Origin of the sequence: uncultured Succiniclasticum sp. (genome assembly GCF_902793885.1) — a bacterium.
Classification (GTDB): domain Bacteria; phylum Bacillota; class Negativicutes; order Acidaminococcales; family Acidaminococcaceae; genus Succiniclasticum.
In genome coordinates, this window is record NZ_CADBFF010000015.1 from 1 (window position 1) to 19,180 (window position 19,180).

General features: G+C 49.8%; 15 protein-coding genes. All 15 read right to left on the reverse strand.

Annotated elements, in window-relative coordinates:
• Positions 1-305 precede the first annotated feature (305 nt).
• Positions 306-1,859, reverse strand: coding sequence for a lysine--tRNA ligase (gene lysS / locus QZV31_RS08400; protein WP_366508705.1), 1,554 nt, complete (start codon positions 1,857-1,859; stop codon positions 306-308).
• Between the two features lie 14 nt (positions 1,860-1,873).
• Positions 1,874-2,359, reverse strand: a complete 486-nt coding sequence (greA, locus tag QZV31_RS08405; RefSeq protein ID WP_093730954.1) for a transcription elongation factor GreA — start codon at positions 2,357-2,359, stop codon at positions 1,874-1,876.
• A 183-nt stretch (positions 2,360-2,542) separates the two neighbouring features.
• Complete coding sequence (locus QZV31_RS08410) at positions 2,543-3,607, reverse strand: shikimate dehydrogenase (protein WP_093730953.1); 1,065 nt, start codon at positions 3,605-3,607, stop codon at positions 2,543-2,545.
• A 13-nt stretch (positions 3,608-3,620) separates the two neighbouring features.
• Complete coding sequence (locus tag QZV31_RS08415; protein WP_093730952.1) at positions 3,621-4,553, reverse strand: quinate 5-dehydrogenase; 933 nt, start codon at positions 4,551-4,553, stop codon at positions 3,621-3,623.
• Between the two features lie 130 nt (positions 4,554-4,683).
• Complete coding sequence (gene dusB / locus QZV31_RS08420) at positions 4,684-5,652, reverse strand: tRNA dihydrouridine synthase DusB (protein WP_295359588.1); 969 nt, start codon at positions 5,650-5,652, stop codon at positions 4,684-4,686.
• Positions 5,653-5,726: 74 nt separating this feature from the next.
• Positions 5,727-6,503, reverse strand: a complete 777-nt coding sequence (locus QZV31_RS08425) for a type III pantothenate kinase (RefSeq protein WP_295359589.1) — start codon at positions 6,501-6,503, stop codon at positions 5,727-5,729.
• 82 nt (positions 6,504-6,585) lie between these two features.
• A complete protein-coding gene (locus tag QZV31_RS08430; protein ID WP_295359590.1) occupies positions 6,586-7,584 on the reverse strand; it encodes a biotin--[acetyl-CoA-carboxylase] ligase in 999 nt (332 codons plus the stop codon).
• A 93-nt stretch (positions 7,585-7,677) separates the two neighbouring features.
• Entirely contained in the window at positions 7,678-9,519 is a 1,842-nt protein-coding gene (gene ftsH / locus QZV31_RS08435) for an ATP-dependent zinc metalloprotease FtsH (protein WP_295359591.1), read from the reverse strand.
• 60 nt (positions 9,520-9,579) lie between these two features.
• Positions 9,580-10,122 carry a hypoxanthine phosphoribosyltransferase gene (hpt, locus tag QZV31_RS08440; protein WP_093730958.1) on the reverse strand — a complete coding sequence of 181 codons (543 nt, stop codon included), beginning with the start codon at positions 10,120-10,122 and terminating at the stop codon, positions 9,580-9,582.
• A 14-nt stretch (positions 10,123-10,136) separates the two neighbouring features.
• The gene (gene tilS / locus QZV31_RS08445) at positions 10,137-11,579 is read right to left on the reverse strand and encodes a tRNA lysidine(34) synthetase TilS (protein WP_295359592.1); all 1,443 of its coding nucleotides are present in this window, start codon (positions 11,577-11,579) and stop codon (positions 10,137-10,139) included.
• 98 nt (positions 11,580-11,677) lie between these two features.
• Positions 11,678-12,109 (reverse strand): S1 RNA-binding domain-containing protein, encoded by a 432-nt coding sequence (locus tag QZV31_RS08450; RefSeq protein WP_295359593.1) that lies wholly within the window; start codon positions 12,107-12,109, stop codon positions 11,678-11,680.
• 78 nt (positions 12,110-12,187) lie between these two features.
• A complete protein-coding gene (locus QZV31_RS08455) occupies positions 12,188-12,571 on the reverse strand; it encodes a septum formation initiator family protein (protein ID WP_295359594.1) in 384 nt (127 codons plus the stop codon).
• A 45-nt stretch (positions 12,572-12,616) separates the two neighbouring features.
• Complete coding sequence (gene mazG / locus QZV31_RS08460) at positions 12,617-14,188, reverse strand: nucleoside triphosphate pyrophosphohydrolase (protein ID WP_295359595.1); 1,572 nt, start codon at positions 14,186-14,188, stop codon at positions 12,617-12,619.
• 26 nt (positions 14,189-14,214) lie between these two features.
• Positions 14,215-15,789, reverse strand: coding sequence for a polysaccharide biosynthesis protein (locus QZV31_RS08465; RefSeq protein ID WP_295359596.1), 1,575 nt, complete (start codon positions 15,787-15,789; stop codon positions 14,215-14,217).
• Positions 15,790-15,839: 50 nt separating this feature from the next.
• Entirely contained in the window at positions 15,840-19,112 is a 3,273-nt protein-coding gene (gene mfd / locus QZV31_RS08470; RefSeq protein WP_295359597.1) for a transcription-repair coupling factor, read from the reverse strand.
• Between the last annotated feature and the right edge of the window lie 68 nt (positions 19,113-19,180).

The following is a 19,180-nucleotide window of genomic DNA, read 5'->3' on the forward strand; positions in this document are numbered from 1 at the left end:
TTTTTGACTTCGTTAGGTCTGTCCCAAAAGGGACTGACCCGCACATTCATTTGGTTCGTTATTCAGTTCTCAAGGTTCCTTGCCGTCAACTGACGACTTGATTATAATAGCACTTCTTTTTTCCTTTGTCAACACCTTTTTTCAAAAAAATCAAAAGTTTTTTAGAGTCATTACTTTTAATGCTTTCGATTACCGAAAAGGCCTGGAAAAATGCAGAAAAGAGAGGCTTACGCCTCTCTTTAAATGCTGAAACCCGGAATCTTTTCCGATTCAGTCTCAGGTTACACTAAACTTCTTCACATACTTTATTTGTGATCCTCTTCGTCCTCATCACTCTGCGCTTTTTCCTGCGCCAGCGGTTTCATGGTCGGGAACAGCAATACATCGCGGATTGAAACGGCGCCTGTCAGGAACATAACCAGACGATCGATGCCGATTCCCAGTCCTCCTGTCGGAGGCAGGCCATGCATCAGAGCATTAATGAAATCTTCGTCCATCATGCCGGCTTCTTCGTCACCGGCAGCACGCTCTTCCATCTGTTTTACAAAACGTTCCCGCTGGTCGATCGGATCATTCAGTTCCGTAAAGCCATTGCAAATCTCACGGCCATAAATAAAGCCCTCAAACCGGTCTGTAATTTCCGGATCTTCTACGCTGCTTTTAGCCAACGGCGAGATTTCTTTCGGATATTTGTAAATAAATGTAGGCTGAATCAGTTTGTCTTCCACAAATTCATCGAAGAAAGCATTGATGATTTTGCCAATGCCCCAGGATTCTTCATATTCAACATGCGCATCGTCTGCCATCTGACGGGCTACCGCCAAATCGGTAACACCGTTAAAGTCTTTGCCGCTGTACTGCTTAACAGCATCAATCATGGTAATACGCGGCCAGGGACCGGCAAGGTTGATATCCTGTCCTTCGTATACGATCTGCAACGTTCCCAGAACTTTCTGCGCCGTTTCCGTTACGATCTTTTCGGTAATATCCATCATGGAATCCATATCGCCATAAGCCTGATACAGTTCCAGACTGGTAAACTCCGGATTGTGTTTGATATCGATGCCTTCATTTCTGAAAATCCGGCCAATCTCATATACCCGCTCCAAACCGCCGACAATCAACCGTTTCAGATTCAGTTCTGTCGCAATACGCAGATACAGCTGAATATCCAGTGCATTATGATAGGTAATGAAAGGACGGGCCGTAGCGCCGCCGGAAATCGTGTTCAGAACCGGAGTCTCTACTTCCAGATAACCTTCGTTATCCAAAATTTCACGAATGCTCTTGATAATCTGAGTACGTTTAATAAATACATCTCTGACATCCGGATTGACAATCAGATCCAGATACCGCTGCCGGTAACGCAAATCCACATTCGTCAGCCCGTGCCACTTCTCCGGAAATGGTTTCAGTGCCTTGGACAGGAATTCCAGATTTTCAACCCGGATGGACGGTTCGCCCATGTGGGTTTTGAACACCGTGCCAGTTACACCGATAATATCGCCAATATCCATCAGCTTTATCAGAGAATAATTATCTTCTCCCAGTATGTCTTTACGGGTGTACAGCTGAATCTTTCCGGTGCTGTCCTGCAAATCAAGGAAACTGGTTTTCCCATGACCACGAATTGCCATCACACGGCCGGCCGCCTTGACAACGGTTCCGTCCGCTTCCATCTTCTCAACATTTTCATAAATTTCCTTAGTGTGATGCGTCCAGTCAAACCGGTGACCGAAGGGGCGGATGCCACGCTCTTCCAGCTTATGCATCTTATCAATGCGATTCTGCATCTGCTCATTAATATCCATTGCTGCCGGCGCCTGCTTCCCCTGAACATTCTTCTTTTCTTCTGCCATGCTGTTTCTCCTGATTATTTAATCTTAATAATTTTATACTGATGATCCCCTACCGGCGTACGTACTGTTACCACCGTACCAACCTTTTTGCCCATAATCGCAGCTCCAATAGGAGACTCGTTAGATATCTTTCCTGCAAAAGGATCCGCTTCCGTGGTACCTACTACAGTATATGATTGCAGACGGTCTTCTTCAAAATCCGGGCTGAGATCTTCAATATCCACCGTAGCGCCTAATTCAACCTTCGTTTTCCGTTTTTTTGTATTGTCAATAACTTTGGCCGTATTGACCATCTGTTCCAGTTCCAGGATACGGCCTTCAATACGGGCCTGCTCATCTTTCGCTGAAACATACTCGGAGTTTTCACTCAGATCGCCATGAGCAATCGCTTCATGGAGCCGTTCCTCATTTTCCAGGCGCTTGACAGTGCGAAGCTCTTCCAGCTCGGCCTCCAGTTTTGCAAGACCTTCTGCAGTCAATATGGTTTCTTTTGATGTCATGATTATTCCTCCAATGTTACACTATATTTATAGTATCATTCTTTAATAACGATACAGGGTACGCAAAAACGGTTAATTAATATTATAATTTTTTATATTCACCTTGTCAAATAATAAAGGACCGTTGATACATCCGCAATCGCCTCTGCCGGCAATTGAGCATACCTGTTCCATCAGTATCCCTTAAAGCTTTACATTCTCTCTGATGCTTTCTATCATTTCCTTTGTCACCGCATGTTCAAAGTTGCGGAATCCGGCCAGTGTAAAACCGTGTTTTTTAGCTAAACCGGAAATAGTATCAATCTGAGACGGAACCAGATTTCTTCCCAGTGTGAAATTCTCGTATCGCCCTTCCAGTGCAAGAATCATGGTTTCCGCCATACAGGCAAAACAGGTTTGAGGCGGAAAGCCAAAATTAAAATGAAAATCCACATTGCCGGGAACATGGATCACACCGCCTTCAATTACCAGAACATCGTTCCGCTGTGCCGAGACATTCCGGGACACATTGCGGGGACGGGCCACGTCACAGACTACGGCGCCGGATTTCAAATCAGCAGGATCAATAATAAAGTCCACCGCGCTGGTCACGGCGATCACCACATCCGCCTTATGCAGGCAGGACTTCACATCAGAACTGACCGAAAACGTGGCAGCACCGTGCCCGTTCAGTTCCTGCGCCAGTTCTTCCAGCGGCGCAATACGCCTGGCAATGAGATTGATGTGCCGCACCTCACGGGACAGGATACGGGCGCAGGCCGAACCGATGGAGCCGCTGGCTCCGACAATAGCCACCTCCGCGTCCCGCAGGTCTTTCCCCATGAGACGGGCAGCTTCCCGTGTTCCTTCCAATGCTGTCGCAACCGTATAACTGTTTCCGGACGTTACTGCAATATTCAGACGTTCCGCAATCGTAACTCCTGCATCACCGACGATGGAAGTAAAAGCACCCAGTCCGAGTATTTTTGCTCCCAGCTCTTCTGCAATCTTTCCGGTTTCCACAATCCGGTCGATGACAAACTCTTCCGGCAGTTCCACCATCTGCTTCGCCGTCAGCGGACAGCCTACAAACCAGCCCTCTGCTTCCGCATGAGGACTCTTTACTCCGGTAATGTGCGATACCGTAAACGGTTTTTTCTGTTTCAAAATATATTCCAGCAGGAAATCAGGAACATACCTGACCATAGGCGATACCATCTGCATATCCTCTAATGAAAGAGGGTGCAGCACAAACGCAAATCTTTCCATTCTTTCCTGCTCCTTACTGAAAATGTTCTATCGATGGCATGATTTTATATTTTCTAATAAACACTTCGTATTCTTCCGGCTGCAGCGCCTTTTTACTGCCAGAAGCAGCCACAATTGCAGCTTCCAGCACATTCGTGCCAAAACTCCGCCCCTGCAGACAAGGTGTGGTCGTAATCAATGTTTTAACACCGGCATCTTGCAGCATTTGCCGGTCTGCTGCAGTTACCGTATTTGTAATGATTGTTTTCCCAGAAAGACGGGCTGGCATAAACCGTTTAATAAAAAGAAAATCCCCTGCAATGACATCACTGTCTGCAAAATACTCGGGATGTCTGCTAATATGGGAATCCTGTTTTTTCCCCGTGGGATACATCCATTTAATCGGCAGTCTGGTAATGATGGGAACGAGTACCGACGCCCAACGCCGCAAAGCCGCAAGACTCCGAATAGGAATGTTGCAGCCCAGACCGTAAATGATATCGCCAAACAGCAATCTGCAATTCTGTTCTGCCAGCGCTTCCGCCATTCCGAAACGATCCACCGCACAGACAAGCAGCACATTTTTACCGTTAAAATCAATAACATGTGCATCTGCCAGATACCGGATAGCCATCCGTTCCAACGTGTTTTTCAGACCGCTGCCGTCTAACACCGGCGTATCGTTAACCTGTTTCAGAAGCTTTGCAGATTCCGCAAAAACATACCGACGATTCCCGGCTACCAGATACAAATCCGTTCCACCCAATCCCATCGCATCTACTTTTCCATCATAGAAATGCAGCAACTGGGCAGCCTTTTCCATATCGCCATCCGTACCTTTTCGTTCCAGCGAAACTTCCGTATCCCCTAAAAGAAGACTTCCCCGGGCATCTCGTTTGGAAGAACCGATGCTGATACTGATCACCGTTTTCTTTTTTCCAGAATTCTTTGTTCCCACCGAGTCCATAAACAAGCTTACCTGCAACGATATTTTTCCGAATGTGTATTGTATCACATTGCACGAAATAACACAATCAAGCTTCGATAAAATTTAAGAGAAAACTTCTGATTCAACCCTTTTACTGCTTCAATACCCTTTATTTTACCTTTAAAAACGCTCCATACTCATGAACCAGTTCTACCATTTCCTGCAACGTTTCAAGCTTATGAAACTTTTCCCTGTATTCGGAAGCCCGGGGCATCCCCTTAATATAGGCAGACGCGTGGCTTCGCATTTCCCGTATGGCCACCTTTTCGCCCTTAAACGCCACAAGAGCAGTTGCATGGTGAATAATCAGCTGCAGCTTTTCTTCCAACGTTACTGTGGGTATTTTCTGTCCGGTCAAAGCCGCACGCAACTGTGCAAACAGCCAGGGGTTCCCATAGGCGCCTCGCGCCAGCATCAGTCCGTCACAATTAGTAGTCTGGCGCATGCGCAGACCGTCCTCCAAGGTAAAAATGTCCCCATTGCCAAATACCGGGACCTTCACGGCCTCTTTTACCCGGCGTATGATTTCCCAGTCAGCTTTTCCCATATAAAACTGATCCCGGGTCCTGCCATGAACAGCCACCGCCGCAACGCCCGAGTCCTCAGCAATCCTTGCAATTTCCACCGCGTTCCGATGTTCTTCGTCCCACCCGGCACGAAACTTAACCGTTACAGGAATCCGAACCGCTTTGACCATGGCTTCCAGTATTCTCCCCGCCAGTTCCGGGGTCTTCATTAAGGCGGATCCTTCTCCGTTATTAACCACTTTCGGCACCGGGCATCCCATGTTAAAGTCGATAATATCTGCGCCCCGGGCTTCCACAATTCTGGCAGCTTCTGCCAGTTCTTCCGGTACCGAACCGAAAAGCTGGATGGCCGTGGGACGTTCCGCCTCATCAATCTGCAACATGGCAAAGGTCTTTTCATTTTTGTATAACAGCCCTTTGGCACTGACCATTTCCGATACTGTAAGCCCGCAGCCAAATTTACGACAGATGACCCGGTATGGCAGATCACTGATGCCGGCCATAGGCGCTAATGCCACCGGTACATCTAATTCTATATTTCCTATTCTCATAATAGTTACAAAGCCTTTGGTAAGATAAAAATACGGACGGAAAGCTCTCTTCCCGTCCGCAACAGGTCTTCCGTCTATTTTTTGTTCTTTTCAAAAATAAGGCGTAGTCCTTCCAGCGTGAGCATCTGATCGACTTCGTCAATGCAGTCCGTACCCTGGGCCATGGTATTGCCAAAGCCACCGGTTGCAATGACCAATGCGTCACCGCCCAGCTCTTCTTTCATCCGGGCCACAATCTCTTTGATCAGTCCATAATAGCCAAACATGATACCGGAACGCATGGCGTCTACCGTATTTCCACAGATTGCTTTTTTCGGCGGAATCAGCTCAATACGCGGAAGCTTTGCAGTCCGCTGGAAGAGTGCTTCCGAAGAAATACCGATACCGGGGCAGATGGCGCCGCCCAGATATTCTCCGGTAGGCAGCAAAGCACAAAAGGTTGTCGCAGTACCAAAATCAATAATAATCATCGGCCGTTTCAGATGTGCGTATCTGTCATAAGCAGCTACGGCATTTACAATACGGTCGGCGCCAATCTCTTTCGGATTCTCATACCGAAGCTGCAGACCAATTTTCAAACCCTGGCCCACCACCAGCGGTTTGATATTGAAATACCGCTCACACATATGACACAGGGGAACCAGTACCGGAGGAACTACGCTGGAAATGATAATGTCCGTTACCTGCTCCTTCTTTAATCCGGAAAAGTTCAGCATACTGTTCATAAACATACCAAACTCATCAGCCGTTTTGGAACGGTCCGAAGAAAAGCGCCAGTTATCTACCAGCTTTTTCCCGTCATAAATACCAGCCACCGTATTTGTGTTTCCTACATCAATTACCAGTAACATATGTTGCCTCCTTACCAGCTATAAAATTGCAAATTACATTATACAGCCGACATAATAAATAAAGGGATTCCCATACTGCAAATCAGGAGTACCGTTTTCCTTTAGCCGCAGCAGGCCGGATGGAAACATCGCCTGCTATAACTTTCTCCATCGTTCCATCCTCTTTTTTTACAATCAGCAGGCCTTCTTTGTCAATATCTACAGCCGTCCCGAAATAGGTTTTATCCGGTGCGATGACCTTTACCGCCTGCCCGATAGTATCAGAATACGTTCTCCACTCATCCAGCACCGGCCCAAACCCCTCTCTTAAGACCGTCTCATACAAATCTTCCATATTCTTCAGGTAATCAGCCAGAATTTGCACGCGCTGAATCGGTTCCCGGGCCACATCCGCCACGGAAATAGCCAAATCTTTCAGTTCATCGGGAATCATAGATTTCGGCACGTTGGTATTGATGCCTGTGCCAATGACGATATAGTTGATCTTGCCAAATTCAGCGCTCATCTCCGTCAGGATGCCTACCATTTTTTTCCCTTCCAACAGGACATCGTTGGGCCATTTGATTTTGGCATTGACACCTTTATACTTGTTGATTGCCTTGATAACGGCAACAGCCGCCAATAAGGTACATTTAGATGCTTCCGAAGGCATAAACGGCGGCCGAAAAACGACGCTGCACCAAACCCCGCAGCCCATAGGAGAAAACCAACCCCGGGACAGTCGTCCCTTACCGCGGGTCTGTTCCTCCGCTACCACGACCAAACCGTCAGCACAGCCCTGATCTGCCAGTCGTTTTCCCACTTCATTGCTGGAACTGGCTTCTTTTAAATAATGAACATGGTGACCTACCCATTTGGTTTCCAAATGGGCAACGATTTCCTCCGGACTCAGAAGATCGGGAGATTTATGTAAAATATAACCCTTCTTGGGAACTGACTCAATATCATATCCAACATTTTTCAATGACTGGATATGTTTCCAGACGGCCGTACGGGAAACTCCCAGCTTTGCAGAAATTTCCTCTCCCGATACCGGCTCCTGCACCCTTTCACGCAACAAACCCAGAATCTTGGCACGCATGACAACGCCTCCGCATTTTATGTTGATTTAGCAAACACTGATAATACTCTATGCACATTGATTCATTCTTGCGTTGCTTCTTATGACTGACTGTCATCCTATCCCTTCGGCAGACTGATCTTCCGCCTGCAGAGCAGGGCCATCCTCTGTCAGATATCCCTGATTCATCAGTTCCTGCAACTGTCTCCCATCCAGTGTTTCTTTCTGCATAAGAGTTTCCGCAATCAGCACCAGCTTGTCCATATTTTCCTGCAAAAGCTTTTCCGCGCCTTTGTAGGCTTCATCCATCAGGCGGCGTACTTCCTCATCAATAACAGCCGCCACTTCATTACTGTACCGTTCCCGGGCGATATCTCTGCCCAGAAACACTTCCTCTTCCGGATGCCCAAAAGTCATGGAACCCAGACGGTCGCTCATACCGTACTGGCAGACCATTTTTCTCGCCAGCGCGGTTGCACGCTGCAAATCACTGCTGGCGCCACTGGAAATATCTTTCAGGACAATGGCTTCGGCCACACGTCCGCCCAGCAGCATCTGCAATTCATCCAGCATTTCCGATTTTGTCTGGTAATTCCGGTCTTCCTTGGGCAGGCTCATCGTATAACCGCCGGCACGGCCCCGCGGTATGATTGTAACCTTATGTACAACGCTCACATCATTGTGAAGCAGTCCGATCAGAGTATGCCCGGTTTCATGATATGCTGTCAGCTTTTTCTCCGGGTCGCTCACAAGATGGCTGCGGCGTTCCGGTCCCATTACTACCCGCTCCGCCGCTTCATTCATGGCTTTCATATCAATCATAGGCGCATTGCGGCGGGCAGTCAGCAGCGCTGCCTCATTGACCAGGTTTGCAAGATCCGCTCCAGTAAAACCGGTTGTCTGTTTGGCAATGGTAGCCATATCCACATCGGGCGCCATGGGCTTGCCTTTGGCATGTACATTCAGAATCGCTTCCCTCCCCCGCATATCCGGACGATCAACGACAATCTGCCGGTCAAACCGGCCGGGGCGCAATAAAGCATGGTCCAGTATATCCGGGCGATTCGTTCCCGCAAGCATGATGATGCCTTCGTTGATGCCGAAGCCATCCATCTCTACCAGCAGCTGGTTCAGCGTCTGTTCTCTTTCATCGTGACCGCCGCCCACACCGGCGCCGCGCTGACGTCCTACGGCATCTATCTCATCGATAAATACGATACAGGGTGCGTTCTTTTTGGCCTGATCGAATAAATCACGGACACGGGAAGCTCCGACGCCTACAAACATTTCCACAAAATCCGAACCGGAAATACTGAAGAAAGGAACGCCAGCTTCACCGGCCACCGCCCGGGCCAGCAGTGTCTTACCGGTACCGGGAGGACCGTACAACAACACGCCTTTGGGAATCTTGGCTCCCAGGGCATTAAACCGCTGAGGATGCTTTAAAAATTCCACAACCTCCTGCAGTTCCTGTTTTGCTTCATCTGCACCGGCTACATCTTTGAAGGTAATCTTATTCTTACTCTCATCATAGCGTCGGGCATTGCTCTTGCCGAAATTCATCATCCGGCTGCCGCCGCTGCTCTGGTTCATCAGCATAAACCACAGGCCCACAACCAAAATCATAGGCAAAAGAGTGCTCAGCAGGGTTGCCCACCAGGGTGTCTGGGGAGGCAGTTCCGCTTTGATTTCCACATCTCTGGAACGAAGCGTACTAATCAGGGTGGAATCATTGGGCGCAACCGTAGTAAAGGTTTTGCCGTCTTTTAACATTCCGGTAATCGAGTTCTCGCTGATCGTAACAGACCGGACCTCGTCCTGCTGTACATGCTTCATAAAAGCCGTATATGATATGTCTGTCTTACTCGCGTTGCCGGCCGAATAATGATCCATTACCCAGATGGCTGCAACAACAATTAATAAATAAAAGGCAACGTTTTTAAAGAACTTAAACAAAAACGTTTCCTCCTTTCCATTTTAATCAAATAATACAAATCTATAAAACTGTACACCGGATCAAGTCCGGGCATAGACCACGGGTTTCAACACACCGATAAAAGGAAGATTGCGGTAATCGCCTGCATAGTCCAGGCCATACCCCACTACGAACTCATCCGGAATAGTAAACCCTACATAATCCGCATGCATACCGTTTTTCCTGCGTTCTTCCTTGTCGCACATAGCAATGGTTTTTACCGACGCCGGTTTTTTGGTTTCCAGCAGCGCCTTAACTTTGGCAAAGGTAAGACCTGTATCAATGATGTCATCCACCAGAAGGACATGCATGCCTGCAATATCGTCCGCCACGTCCAGCCGGACCGCCACACTGCCAGAGGTTGACGTGCTGTTTCCGTAGGAAGACGCTACCATAAACTCCATCCGAACCGGTATGGACATAGCCCGGCTCAGGTCGCAGGCAAAGTAAGCCGCCCCTTTCAGCAGACAGATGATGATGACCCGTTTTCCTTCATACTCTTTGGAAAGCTGTTCCCCCATCTCCTGTACTCTCTGTTTTATCTGTTCTTCGGTAATCAAAACCGCTTTTATGTCTTCATGCATAACAGACACCATCCTTATTTAATATTTATAAACAGCCAGCCCTGTTCCCGGGCCGGTACTTCTGAACTGCCGTTCTGTTCTTCCCACCGGGCATTGGCCAGACCGGGAATCCATACGATTTCATTCCCTGCCGCCGCCACCACCAGCCGGTTTCTGTCCTCCACAGGCACCCTGCACTCTATCAGATACTTTTTCAGGGTTTTATGTCCGGTTCCTTTTAAAGGAAGAATCCTGTCTCCCGGCTTCCTGTAGCGGAACACCAGCGTATTTCCCAGACACTTCAGCCGGGCTAATGGGTACGCCATCTGTGTCCGGTACTGATATGCCGGCCTCTCTTTAATAACAGAAATCTGTGCCACTCTGTGATCCGGAAACGGAATTTCTTCAATTCCTGTGCTCCCGCCGTCAGACAGCCCGACGGAAAGCCCCGTCAAATCCACTGCACAGCTCCAGCCGTCATCCTGCTTCAAAGTCCTTGCATTATCTTCAGAGAATAATATTAGTTTATCATAAGAATACAATGCTTGCCAACTGCCAGGCAGCAAAATTTTTTTACCGCCGGAACGATTCACTATCAGCTGCTCCAAATCCTCGAGATTGGCTCCGGATAATTCCTCCGGGGCCCCCGAATCATTCCAGAACCGGCGCAGCACCCGGAAGCGCAGGGCTTTCGGAATGATTTCCCAGTTATCAGCTAGAAGCACACCATTCTGTGCGACAGCCGGACGCATCCATCTTCTTTTAAACTCCTCTTCAGCCAACTCTTCCAAATAGTCCCCGTCTACCTGGAGATGTTCAGCCGTCCTGCATAAAACATCCGTAACAGAAGAAGAAAAATTATCCTCCAGCATGGGAAGAAGGACTCTTCGGATACGGTTACGCATATAATGCAGGTCTTCGTTTGACGAATCCTCCCGCCAGACAATCCCCCTGTCTGTACAATACTGCCGCAATTCTGCAGCTGTCAGGGAAAGAAGAGGACGCAATACCGCATCATGCTGAAACCGGATTGCCCCCAGACCGCGCGTGCCCGAACCTCGCAGCAGACGAAGCAAAAACGTCTCTGCCTGGTCGTCTTTCTGATGTGCCGTAAGGATAAAGTCCGCCCCTGTTTCTTCCGCACATTGGAAAAGCGCCTGATACCGAAGACGCCGAGCAGCATCCTCCAGGGACATCTTTTCGTTTTCCCGCAATTTCTGCGCATCAACCGCCTTGCAACAGAACGCAATCCCCATTTTCCGGCAAAACGCCTCTACATAACGGGCATCTTCCAGACTCTCCCTGCCCCGGATTCCATGTTCTACATGACATACGGTAAAACGGAACCCGCAACGCTGCAGTGCGTCTGCCATGGCCAAAGAATCGGCACCTCCGCTGACTGCCGCCACATAGTTTTTTGTACGGTCCAGTTTTTCCCGCAAAATGCGGGGAACTTTATCCAACACTGTTTCTTTCATGACTATCCCGTATTCCGCTGCCTGTCAAATGGTCAGACTGCACACCGGCGATGCCGGCTAAAAAAACAAAAAAGGCACCCTTCCTGAGTGCCTGTTTTTTACCGATCACGGCTCGCACCACGGCCACCGCGCTTGGATTCCGTATTTCTGCGTAAATCCAGCAACCGGTCATCACTGTCCTTCAGAAATTTGGACAGCTTATCTTCAAAAGATAACGGACCTACCTGACGGGGGCTCCGTTTCTCCACAACAGGCGTTTCTTTTGCTCTGGCTGGCCTGGCAGGAGTTTCCGGTTTTTCTTCGACCTGTTTCAGGGAAAGAGCAATTTTACCGCGGTCATCAATTGAGAGCACCTTGGCTCTGACCTTCTGATGCTCTTTTAAAAAATCGTGTATATCTTTAACATAAACATTGGATACCTCGGAAATATGAATCAGTCCGACTTTCCCTTCGGGAAGCTGAAGAAACGCACCAAAATTCGTAATACCGGTTACTTCACCTTCTACGACAGCTCCAATTTCAATTGCCATAAAACAAAAAAACCTCCTGCTCTAAAAATACGACTGTATAATTTTACCACCAGAAAAGAACCAGTGTCAATATGAATGCTAATTTTCAGCCTTTTTTTCATTGTTTCCCGTCTTTGTGTTCTTGTCTTTTTGGGCGTCCGTATCCGCTTTTCCGTTCTGCCCTTCTTTATCCTTGACGATAAAAATCGGGACCTCATCCTTCTTTACATAGTTATGATCTTCACGGGCCAGCTTTTCAATATATTTTGGGTCGGATAGCCGCTTGCGTTCCGCCTCCAGATCAGCCTGCACTTTCTGCAGTTCTTCGACGCGCTTCCGGGTCGCATCCGTTTCTTTCTGAATCTGGTGAATTTTATATTCCTGCCGTCCCAAAATCGCCACAAATATAATCACCAACACAATCAGAACCCGCCGGAAGTCTCTTGCCACACGGCTCTTTTTTTCTCTGTCGTGAGTGGTCATACCGTATACTCCCCTCTTAGAAAGTTGCTGTATTACAGAAAGCAATTACTCTTCTGCTTCCTTGGCCTCGTCCCAGAACCGGTCTAATTCTTCCAGGGAATACGCATTCCATTCTTTCCCCGATTCCGTCACCCGGTCCTCCACATGTTCAAAGCGTGTTACAAAACGGTTGTTACAACGATTTAACGCAGTCTCGCTTTCCAACCCGAGATGGCGGGCAAAGTTTACAAGGGAAAAATACAGGTCCCCCAATTCCTTTTCCATGTCATCCTGATTCTGTCGGGCGGCAGCCTCATTAAACTCTTCCCACTCTTCCAATACTTTTTTCTTTACATCGTCCGTTTCCGTCCAGTCAAACCCCACCTTGGCAACCCGTTTCTGAATTTTATGGGCCCGCAGCAGGGAAGGCAACCCTTTATAGATACCGTCCAGCACCCGCTCCCGTTCCGGTTTTTCCTGCAGTTTGATGGCTTCCCAGTTGGTCAGGACTTCATCGCTGTTGGCTACTTTAACTGTCCCGAATACATGGGGATGACGCTCAATCAGTTTATCCGTCACGCCGTCAATGACATCCTGCAACGTAAACATTCCCTTTTCTTCTGCCATACGGGCATGGAATACTACCTGCATCAGGATATCCCCCAGTTCTTCTTCCATGCCGTGGGTATCCTTGTCATCCACAGCTTCCAGAAACTCATAGCATTCTTCAATCAGATTGGCACGAATCGTGTCAAAATCCTGTTCCCTGTCCCAGGGACAACCTCCCGGTTCGCGAAGCACCTGCATCACATCTGCCAGAGGGCGCACATCAAACGCCGTTTTGCGCTTTAACAGCGGGAAACGTTCCCAATATCCGGCGGTTTCATTTTCATCTTTCGCATTTTGCAGCATCGATTGCAGCGTCTCCTCCGGCTGACGGGGAATAAACACGCTGGTCAGGTGGTCGATTTCAGGCTGCCTGTCAATCTCAAAGAGCGGTATTTTCCGGCAGATTTCATCGTCCAGTCCCAGATTGCGGAGAAAATACAGTTCCGTTTCGTCCGGCAAAACGTCCATCAGGGATAGCTTCATGTCAGAAGCTACCATCTTATTATAAACCTGCGTCACCATCAGGGGATACCGGCCTGCATCCGCCAAAGCCGAAAACTCCTGCGCATCGACGATCCGCAGACCGTCGATAGGATCAATGCCCAGTTTTACATACGCCAGATCCAGAAAACTCATGGCAGGCTTAACAGTCAGAGGTATACCGAATTTCTCTGCTTTGTTCCGCAACAACACAACTGTCCGCTCCGCAACCAGCGGACTGCCGGGAACTGCATAAACCACATCTTTGTCTTCGGCCTGTTCGATAACAAAGGAAGAAATGTTATCATATACGTCTTCAAACGTTGCTCCCTTTTCATACCAGGTGTCACAGGAAATATATGAAATGCCACGGCGTTTCAGTTCCGCAACGGTCGGATGTATCTCCGTACGGAGGATTACAAAGCGTTCCTCCAAAAGTTTTAACGTTTCCAGAGACAGATGACCGGCCGCTCCCGGTCCCAGGCCCACGATCGTCAGCGAGCCTTTCATTCTACTGTTTTCAAAGCCGGCTTTATGTTCCGTTCCCATGTACACACCCTCCGTACTGTTGCTTATCATTTCCAAAACTTCCGAATTATTTTCCCGATTACCGGCAGCTGCGCCGCCTCTTCCCGGGTCATACAGCCCAAAAGCATGACCGCCGTTCCATAAACCAAAACGGATACAGCCATGCCGGCAAGCAAAGCAACAACAATGCTTCCCTTATCCATAAAGAACAGAGCAGCCATTTTCCCTGCCAGTCCCATACACAGGGAAGCCAACAGAATCTTCAGGCTGTCCCTGACCGGAAACGGGATCCCGTTCCGATACAGGAAAAAGATATTGATTGCTGCCACCAGCGCAAAATTCAGATTCGAGGCCCAGGCTGCACCCAGAATATGGAAGGCCGCTACCGATGTCAGCTGCCAGACTGCAACCGCTTTCACCACGGCGCCAAATAACATGTTCCACATGGGAATCGCCGTTTTGCCGATGCCCTGCAGCGCCCCCGTAGTAACCTGAAAAATTCCCAGGCAGGCAATGGAAGGAGCCAGATGGGCAATCACGGGTGCCGCCTTCATCGTACCGTATAACGTGCCGGATATGGGACCTGACAGCGCCCACATCCCTACGGAAGCCGGAGCCACCACCAGCATACATATTTTAAAAGCGGATTCCGTTTTACGTAAAATTTCATCCGACAACCGCAGCGTACAGGCTTCCGAAACCGCCGGTACCAGACTGGCTGCCAGCGACAGGGTGGGAATTGTGGCCATCATCAGAAGAGGCTGAGCCATGCCGGTAAGATAACCAAACAGTGTAGTGGCCGCTTCCACTCCAAAGCCGGCACGCCCCAATCCGTTCGGGACCAGCAGCATATCGATACTGCTGGTCACCGGTATCAGCAGGTTGGCACAGGAAACAGGAATGGCCAGCAATACCAGCCGGCGGGCGATAGATCCTACGCTTTCAGCAACCGTTTCCGTCTGCTCTTCGATTTTTCGTTTCCACTCCTTACGTGCTTTTCGGTAAAACCAGGTGAGCACAAGAAGTCCTGTCAGCCCGCCGGGCACCGCACCGAAAGCTGCGCCGGCCGCAGCGTACTCCAGTCCCCGGGGAAGCAGTAAATAAGCCAGGCCGATCATGACCAGCACCCGTACCAGTTGCTCCAAAATCTGAGATACCGCCGGCGGGGTCATCATCTGATAACCCTGGAAATAACCCCGAAAACTGGCCAGAATGCTGGAAAAGAAGACCGCCGGTGTCAATACCACCAGTGCATAATAGGCCCTGCCATCACGAATCCAGCCAGTGCTGACGAGAAAACCGGCCAACCCGTACAACGTCAGGGCAAAAAACAGACCGAATACTGCCATCAAACCCAGCGTGACTTTAAAAATCCGGTGAGCCTGGGCGTAATCGTTTTTGGCCACCTTTTCCGCCACAATAATGGAAACCGCCACCGGCACGCCAGCCGAGCAGACCGAAAGCATCAGCAGATAAATGGGATAAGCCATCTGATATAAACCGATCCCTTCGCCTCCCAATAAACGGGACAGCAGGATACGGTTCACCGAGCCGATGACTTTAACCATTAACCCGGCTACGGTTAAAATCAAGGCTCCTTTCAGAAATTTATCCTTACCCATTTTTACGACTCCTATTACAGCTTTAGGAAACGCTGATTAATTCGTCTCCTCTATTTTATCAGTTTTACCAGATTCTTTTCAAGCCAGTCCAGCGGTTCGATTTCCAGCGAAGACGTCCGGAACAAAAGCGCCATTTCCCTGCCGGGTTCCAGCTTCATATACCGTCTGTTCTTTTCCGCCATCTTCACCAACGCATTTCCGTTCACCTCTGAATGCTCTGCAAAAGTGATGCGAATCATTCCGGCCCGCACATTGATCCGGCGGATCTTCAGTTTACGGCATACCGCTCGGACTTTGGCCAGACGCCACAACAGTTCCACCTCTTCCGGCGGGGTTCCGAAACGGTCGATGATCTCATCCATCAGGTCCTCTTCTTCCCCCCAGGCCAGATCTACAAAACGGCGGTACAATTCCAGCTTGTACCGGGGATTGGCAATATAGGAATCCGGGATATAGGCATTCAACGGAATTTCCAGAATCGGATCCGGTTCCCGTTCCATATTCAGGGATCCGTTCTGGAGCCGTTTGATAGTCTGCTCCAGCAGATCGCAGTAGGCGGCAAATCCGATTCCGGCAATATAACCATGCTGCTGAGGCCCCAGCAGATTACCGGCGCCCCGGATCTCCAGGTCCCGCATGGCAATTTTAAAACCCGCCCCCAGTTCCGTAAAATCACGGATGGCCTGCAGCCGCTTGGCCGCTACCTCGCTGAGGGATTTGTTCTTCCTGTACATAAAGTAAGCATAGGCAAGACGGGAAGAACGCCCTACCCGCCCCCGCATCTGGTACAACTGAGACAGACCGAAATTCTCCGCACCGTCCACGATGATCGTATTGGCCAGGGGCACGTCCAGTCCGTTTTCCACAATCGTAGTACACAGCAGCACATCGCAACTTCCTTCATAGAAAGACATCATGGCGTCTTCCAGCCTGTCTTCACTCATCTGCCCATGACCGATGCGCACATTGATGCCCGGCACCAGCCGTTGCAGCCGTTCCGCAATCAGCGGAAGACCGCTGACACGGTTATGAATGTAATAGATCCGGCCGCCCCGGCGCAGCTCCCGCTCCAGGGCCTCCTTAATCATGCCCTCGTCATATTCCGCCACATAGGTTTCCACCGGCAGACGATCCTCCGGCGGCGACTCGATGAGACTCATATCCCGGCTGCTGACCAAAGCCATATGCAGCGTTCGGGGAATAGGCGTAGCAGATAGAGCCAGCACATCGATACCCTGTTTCCACTGTTTGATTTTTTCCTTCTGGGCCACGCCGAAGCGTTGTTCTTCATCAATGATCAAAAGCCCCAGGTCATGGAACATCACATCAGCCTGCAGCAGCCGGTGGGTACCGATTACGATATCAATATCACCCTGCTCCAGTTTTTTAAGCGTCTGCTTAATTTCTTTATTGGAAACAAAACGGCTGACCATAGCGATTCGAACCCCAAAGGGTTCCAGTCGTTCCCGACAGGTGAGCAGATGCTGCTGCGCCAGTACCGTGGTGGGAACAAGCAGGGCCGCCTGTTTTCCGTCCATTACCGCTTTAAAAGCTGCCCTCAGGGCCACTTCCGTCTTGCCGTAACCCACGTCGCCGCACAGCAGCCGGTCCATCGGTATGGGTTTTTCCATATCCGCCTTAATTTCGGCAATGGCCTTCATCTGGTCCGGCGTTTCCTCAAAGGGGAAGCGTTCCTCAAACTCACGCTGCAGATCCGTGTCCGCCCCATAGGCATAGCCGTTGGTTATTTTCCGCAGGGCATAAAGACGGATCAGCTCCTCTGCCAGCTGGGTTATAGCCGTGGAAGCTTTGGTCTTCATGCGTTTCCAGTCGGCGCCGCCCATTTTGGAAAGCTTAGGCGTGATGCCCTCGCTGCCCACATATTTGTGCAGAAGTCCGACCTGGTCTACCGGAACATACAGCCGGTCGCTGCCTGCATACTGCAACAGCAGATAATCCCGATGCATGCCATCTACCAACATGGTTTCCACACCGATATAGCGACCGATGCCGTGCACATCATGCACCACATAATCGCCGCCTTTAATATCGGTAAAGTATTGGAGTTTCGCTCCCTTATGCTTTGACTTGAAACGGCGGCGACGCTGCAATCCGTATATATCGTTTTCCGTCAGCAGCAGCCAGTTTTCATTCCAGAACCGGAAACCGTTGAACAGTTCTCCAAAACCCACATTCACTTTTTCAGCGTCTTCCGCCCCGTCCGCCAGACAGACGGACGGGATTCCCCGCTGCCTCAGGCTTTCCGTGATACCCCGGGCCTTCAGCACCGTGCTCATCATAATATAGGGCTGGATGCCTTCCGCCAGAAGGCTCTGCAAATCTTCAATCAACCGCTCAATACTGCGGTTATAGGATGTGACCCGGCGCACCGGCACCTGCATATGTTCGAATTCATTAAAGTAGTTTGTATCCAATGCGGAAATCGTCACGGCCGGCTGTTTTTCTTCCATAGTCCAGATTTCGTCCGGCGGCCAGAGTTCTTCCTTATATGATTGTCCTTCTTTATACAGATGCTCCAGCGTCTCCTTTAGCTGCGCCGGTTCATCCATCACAAACAGTGTATCCGCAGCACCGTAGTCCCGCAGGTATGCATCAAACACCTCTTCCGCTCCCTGCATCTGCAGGGGTACGATCCGCAGTGTTTCCGTATTCGTCAGAGAGCGTTTGGTAGTGATATCGTAAAACCGGATGCCGTCAATATCCGCATCAAACCATTCGATACGTGCCGGATTCTGGCTGTTCAGGGGGAACACGTCGATGATACCGCCCCGCACCGAAAACTGCCCGATCGTATCCACTTCATCGGCCCGTTCATAGCCCATAGCGGCCAACATTTCAATAAACCGCCCCTGTTCCAGTGTAGCGCCCACGGAAATTTCCAGGCTGTTTTCAGTTACCCCGGACGGCCGGGGCAGTTTCTGCAGCAACGCTTCTGCCGTAACAAATACAACGCCCGGCTCTTCGCCGGCAACCAAACGCAGGGCCGCCGCTCTCCCCGCCTGGATTTCCAGGTTCCGGCTGTCCGCCTGTACCCGGGGAAGGTTCGTGGGATAAAACTCCAGCACCGGCAGTTCCGGATACAGATAAGCCAGCGTCTGCCGATATTCCCTCACCGCGTCTCGTCCGGACACCAGAAGTACCAGTGTTTTCGCCTTCACGGCCTGTATCAGGGCGCACAAATACAAGGCTTTGACGGTTCCGTCCAGCCCTGAAAGTACACAGCCTTTTCTCTTCTTATACAACGCCGCCACGGCCTTCAGTTCCTTTACCGCAGCCAGTCGTTCCAGTAAGCGTTTTTTCATGAAAACCGATTTCCTGAATTAACTACAAAAGAGGTCATGGCAAGGCCGTGACCTCGTTAATATGTTAT

What these genes read in the sequence shown, in the direction of transcription:
- QZV31_RS08410 (WP_093730953.1), bottom strand. Translation starts at nt 3,607, where the DNA reads ATGGAAAGATTTGCGTTTGTGCTGCACCCTCTTTCATTAGAGGATATG.
- dusB (WP_295359588.1), bottom strand. Translation starts at nt 5,652, where the DNA reads ATGAGAATAGGAAATATAGAATTAGATGTACCGGTGGCATTAGCGCCT.
- lysS (WP_366508705.1), bottom strand. Translation starts at nt 1,859, where the DNA reads ATGGCAGAAGAAAAGAAGAATGTTCAGGGGAAGCAGGCGCCGGCAGCA.
- greA (WP_093730954.1), bottom strand. Translation starts at nt 2,359, where the DNA reads ATGACATCAAAAGAAACCATATTGACTGCAGAAGGTCTTGCAAAACTG.
- hpt (WP_093730958.1), bottom strand. Translation starts at nt 10,122, where the DNA reads ATGCATGAAGACATAAAAGCGGTTTTGATTACCGAAGAACAGATAAAA.
- QZV31_RS08465 (WP_295359596.1), bottom strand. Translation starts at nt 15,789, where the DNA reads ATGGGTAAGGATAAATTTCTGAAAGGAGCCTTGATTTTAACCGTAGCC.
- tilS (WP_295359592.1), bottom strand. Translation starts at nt 11,579, where the DNA reads ATGAAAGAAACAGTGTTGGATAAAGTTCCCCGCATTTTGCGGGAAAAA.
- QZV31_RS08415 (WP_093730952.1), bottom strand. Translation starts at nt 4,553, where the DNA reads ATGGACTCGGTGGGAACAAAGAATTCTGGAAAAAAGAAAACGGTGATC.
- mazG (WP_295359595.1), bottom strand. Translation starts at nt 14,188, where the DNA reads ATGGGAACGGAACATAAAGCCGGCTTTGAAAACAGTAGAATGAAAGGC.
- mfd (WP_295359597.1), bottom strand. Translation starts at nt 19,112, where the DNA reads ATGAAAAAACGCTTACTGGAACGACTGGCTGCGGTAAAGGAACTGAAG.
- QZV31_RS08430 (WP_295359590.1), bottom strand. Translation starts at nt 7,584, where the DNA reads ATGCGTGCCAAGATTCTGGGTTTGTTGCGTGAAAGGGTGCAGGAGCCG.
- QZV31_RS08450 (WP_295359593.1), bottom strand. Translation starts at nt 12,109, where the DNA reads ATGGCAATTGAAATTGGAGCTGTCGTAGAAGGTGAAGTAACCGGTATT.
- QZV31_RS08425 (WP_295359589.1), bottom strand. Translation starts at nt 6,503, where the DNA reads ATGTTACTGGTAATTGATGTAGGAAACACAAATACGGTGGCTGGTATT.
- QZV31_RS08455 (WP_295359594.1), bottom strand. Translation starts at nt 12,571, where the DNA reads ATGACCACTCACGACAGAGAAAAAAAGAGCCGTGTGGCAAGAGACTTC.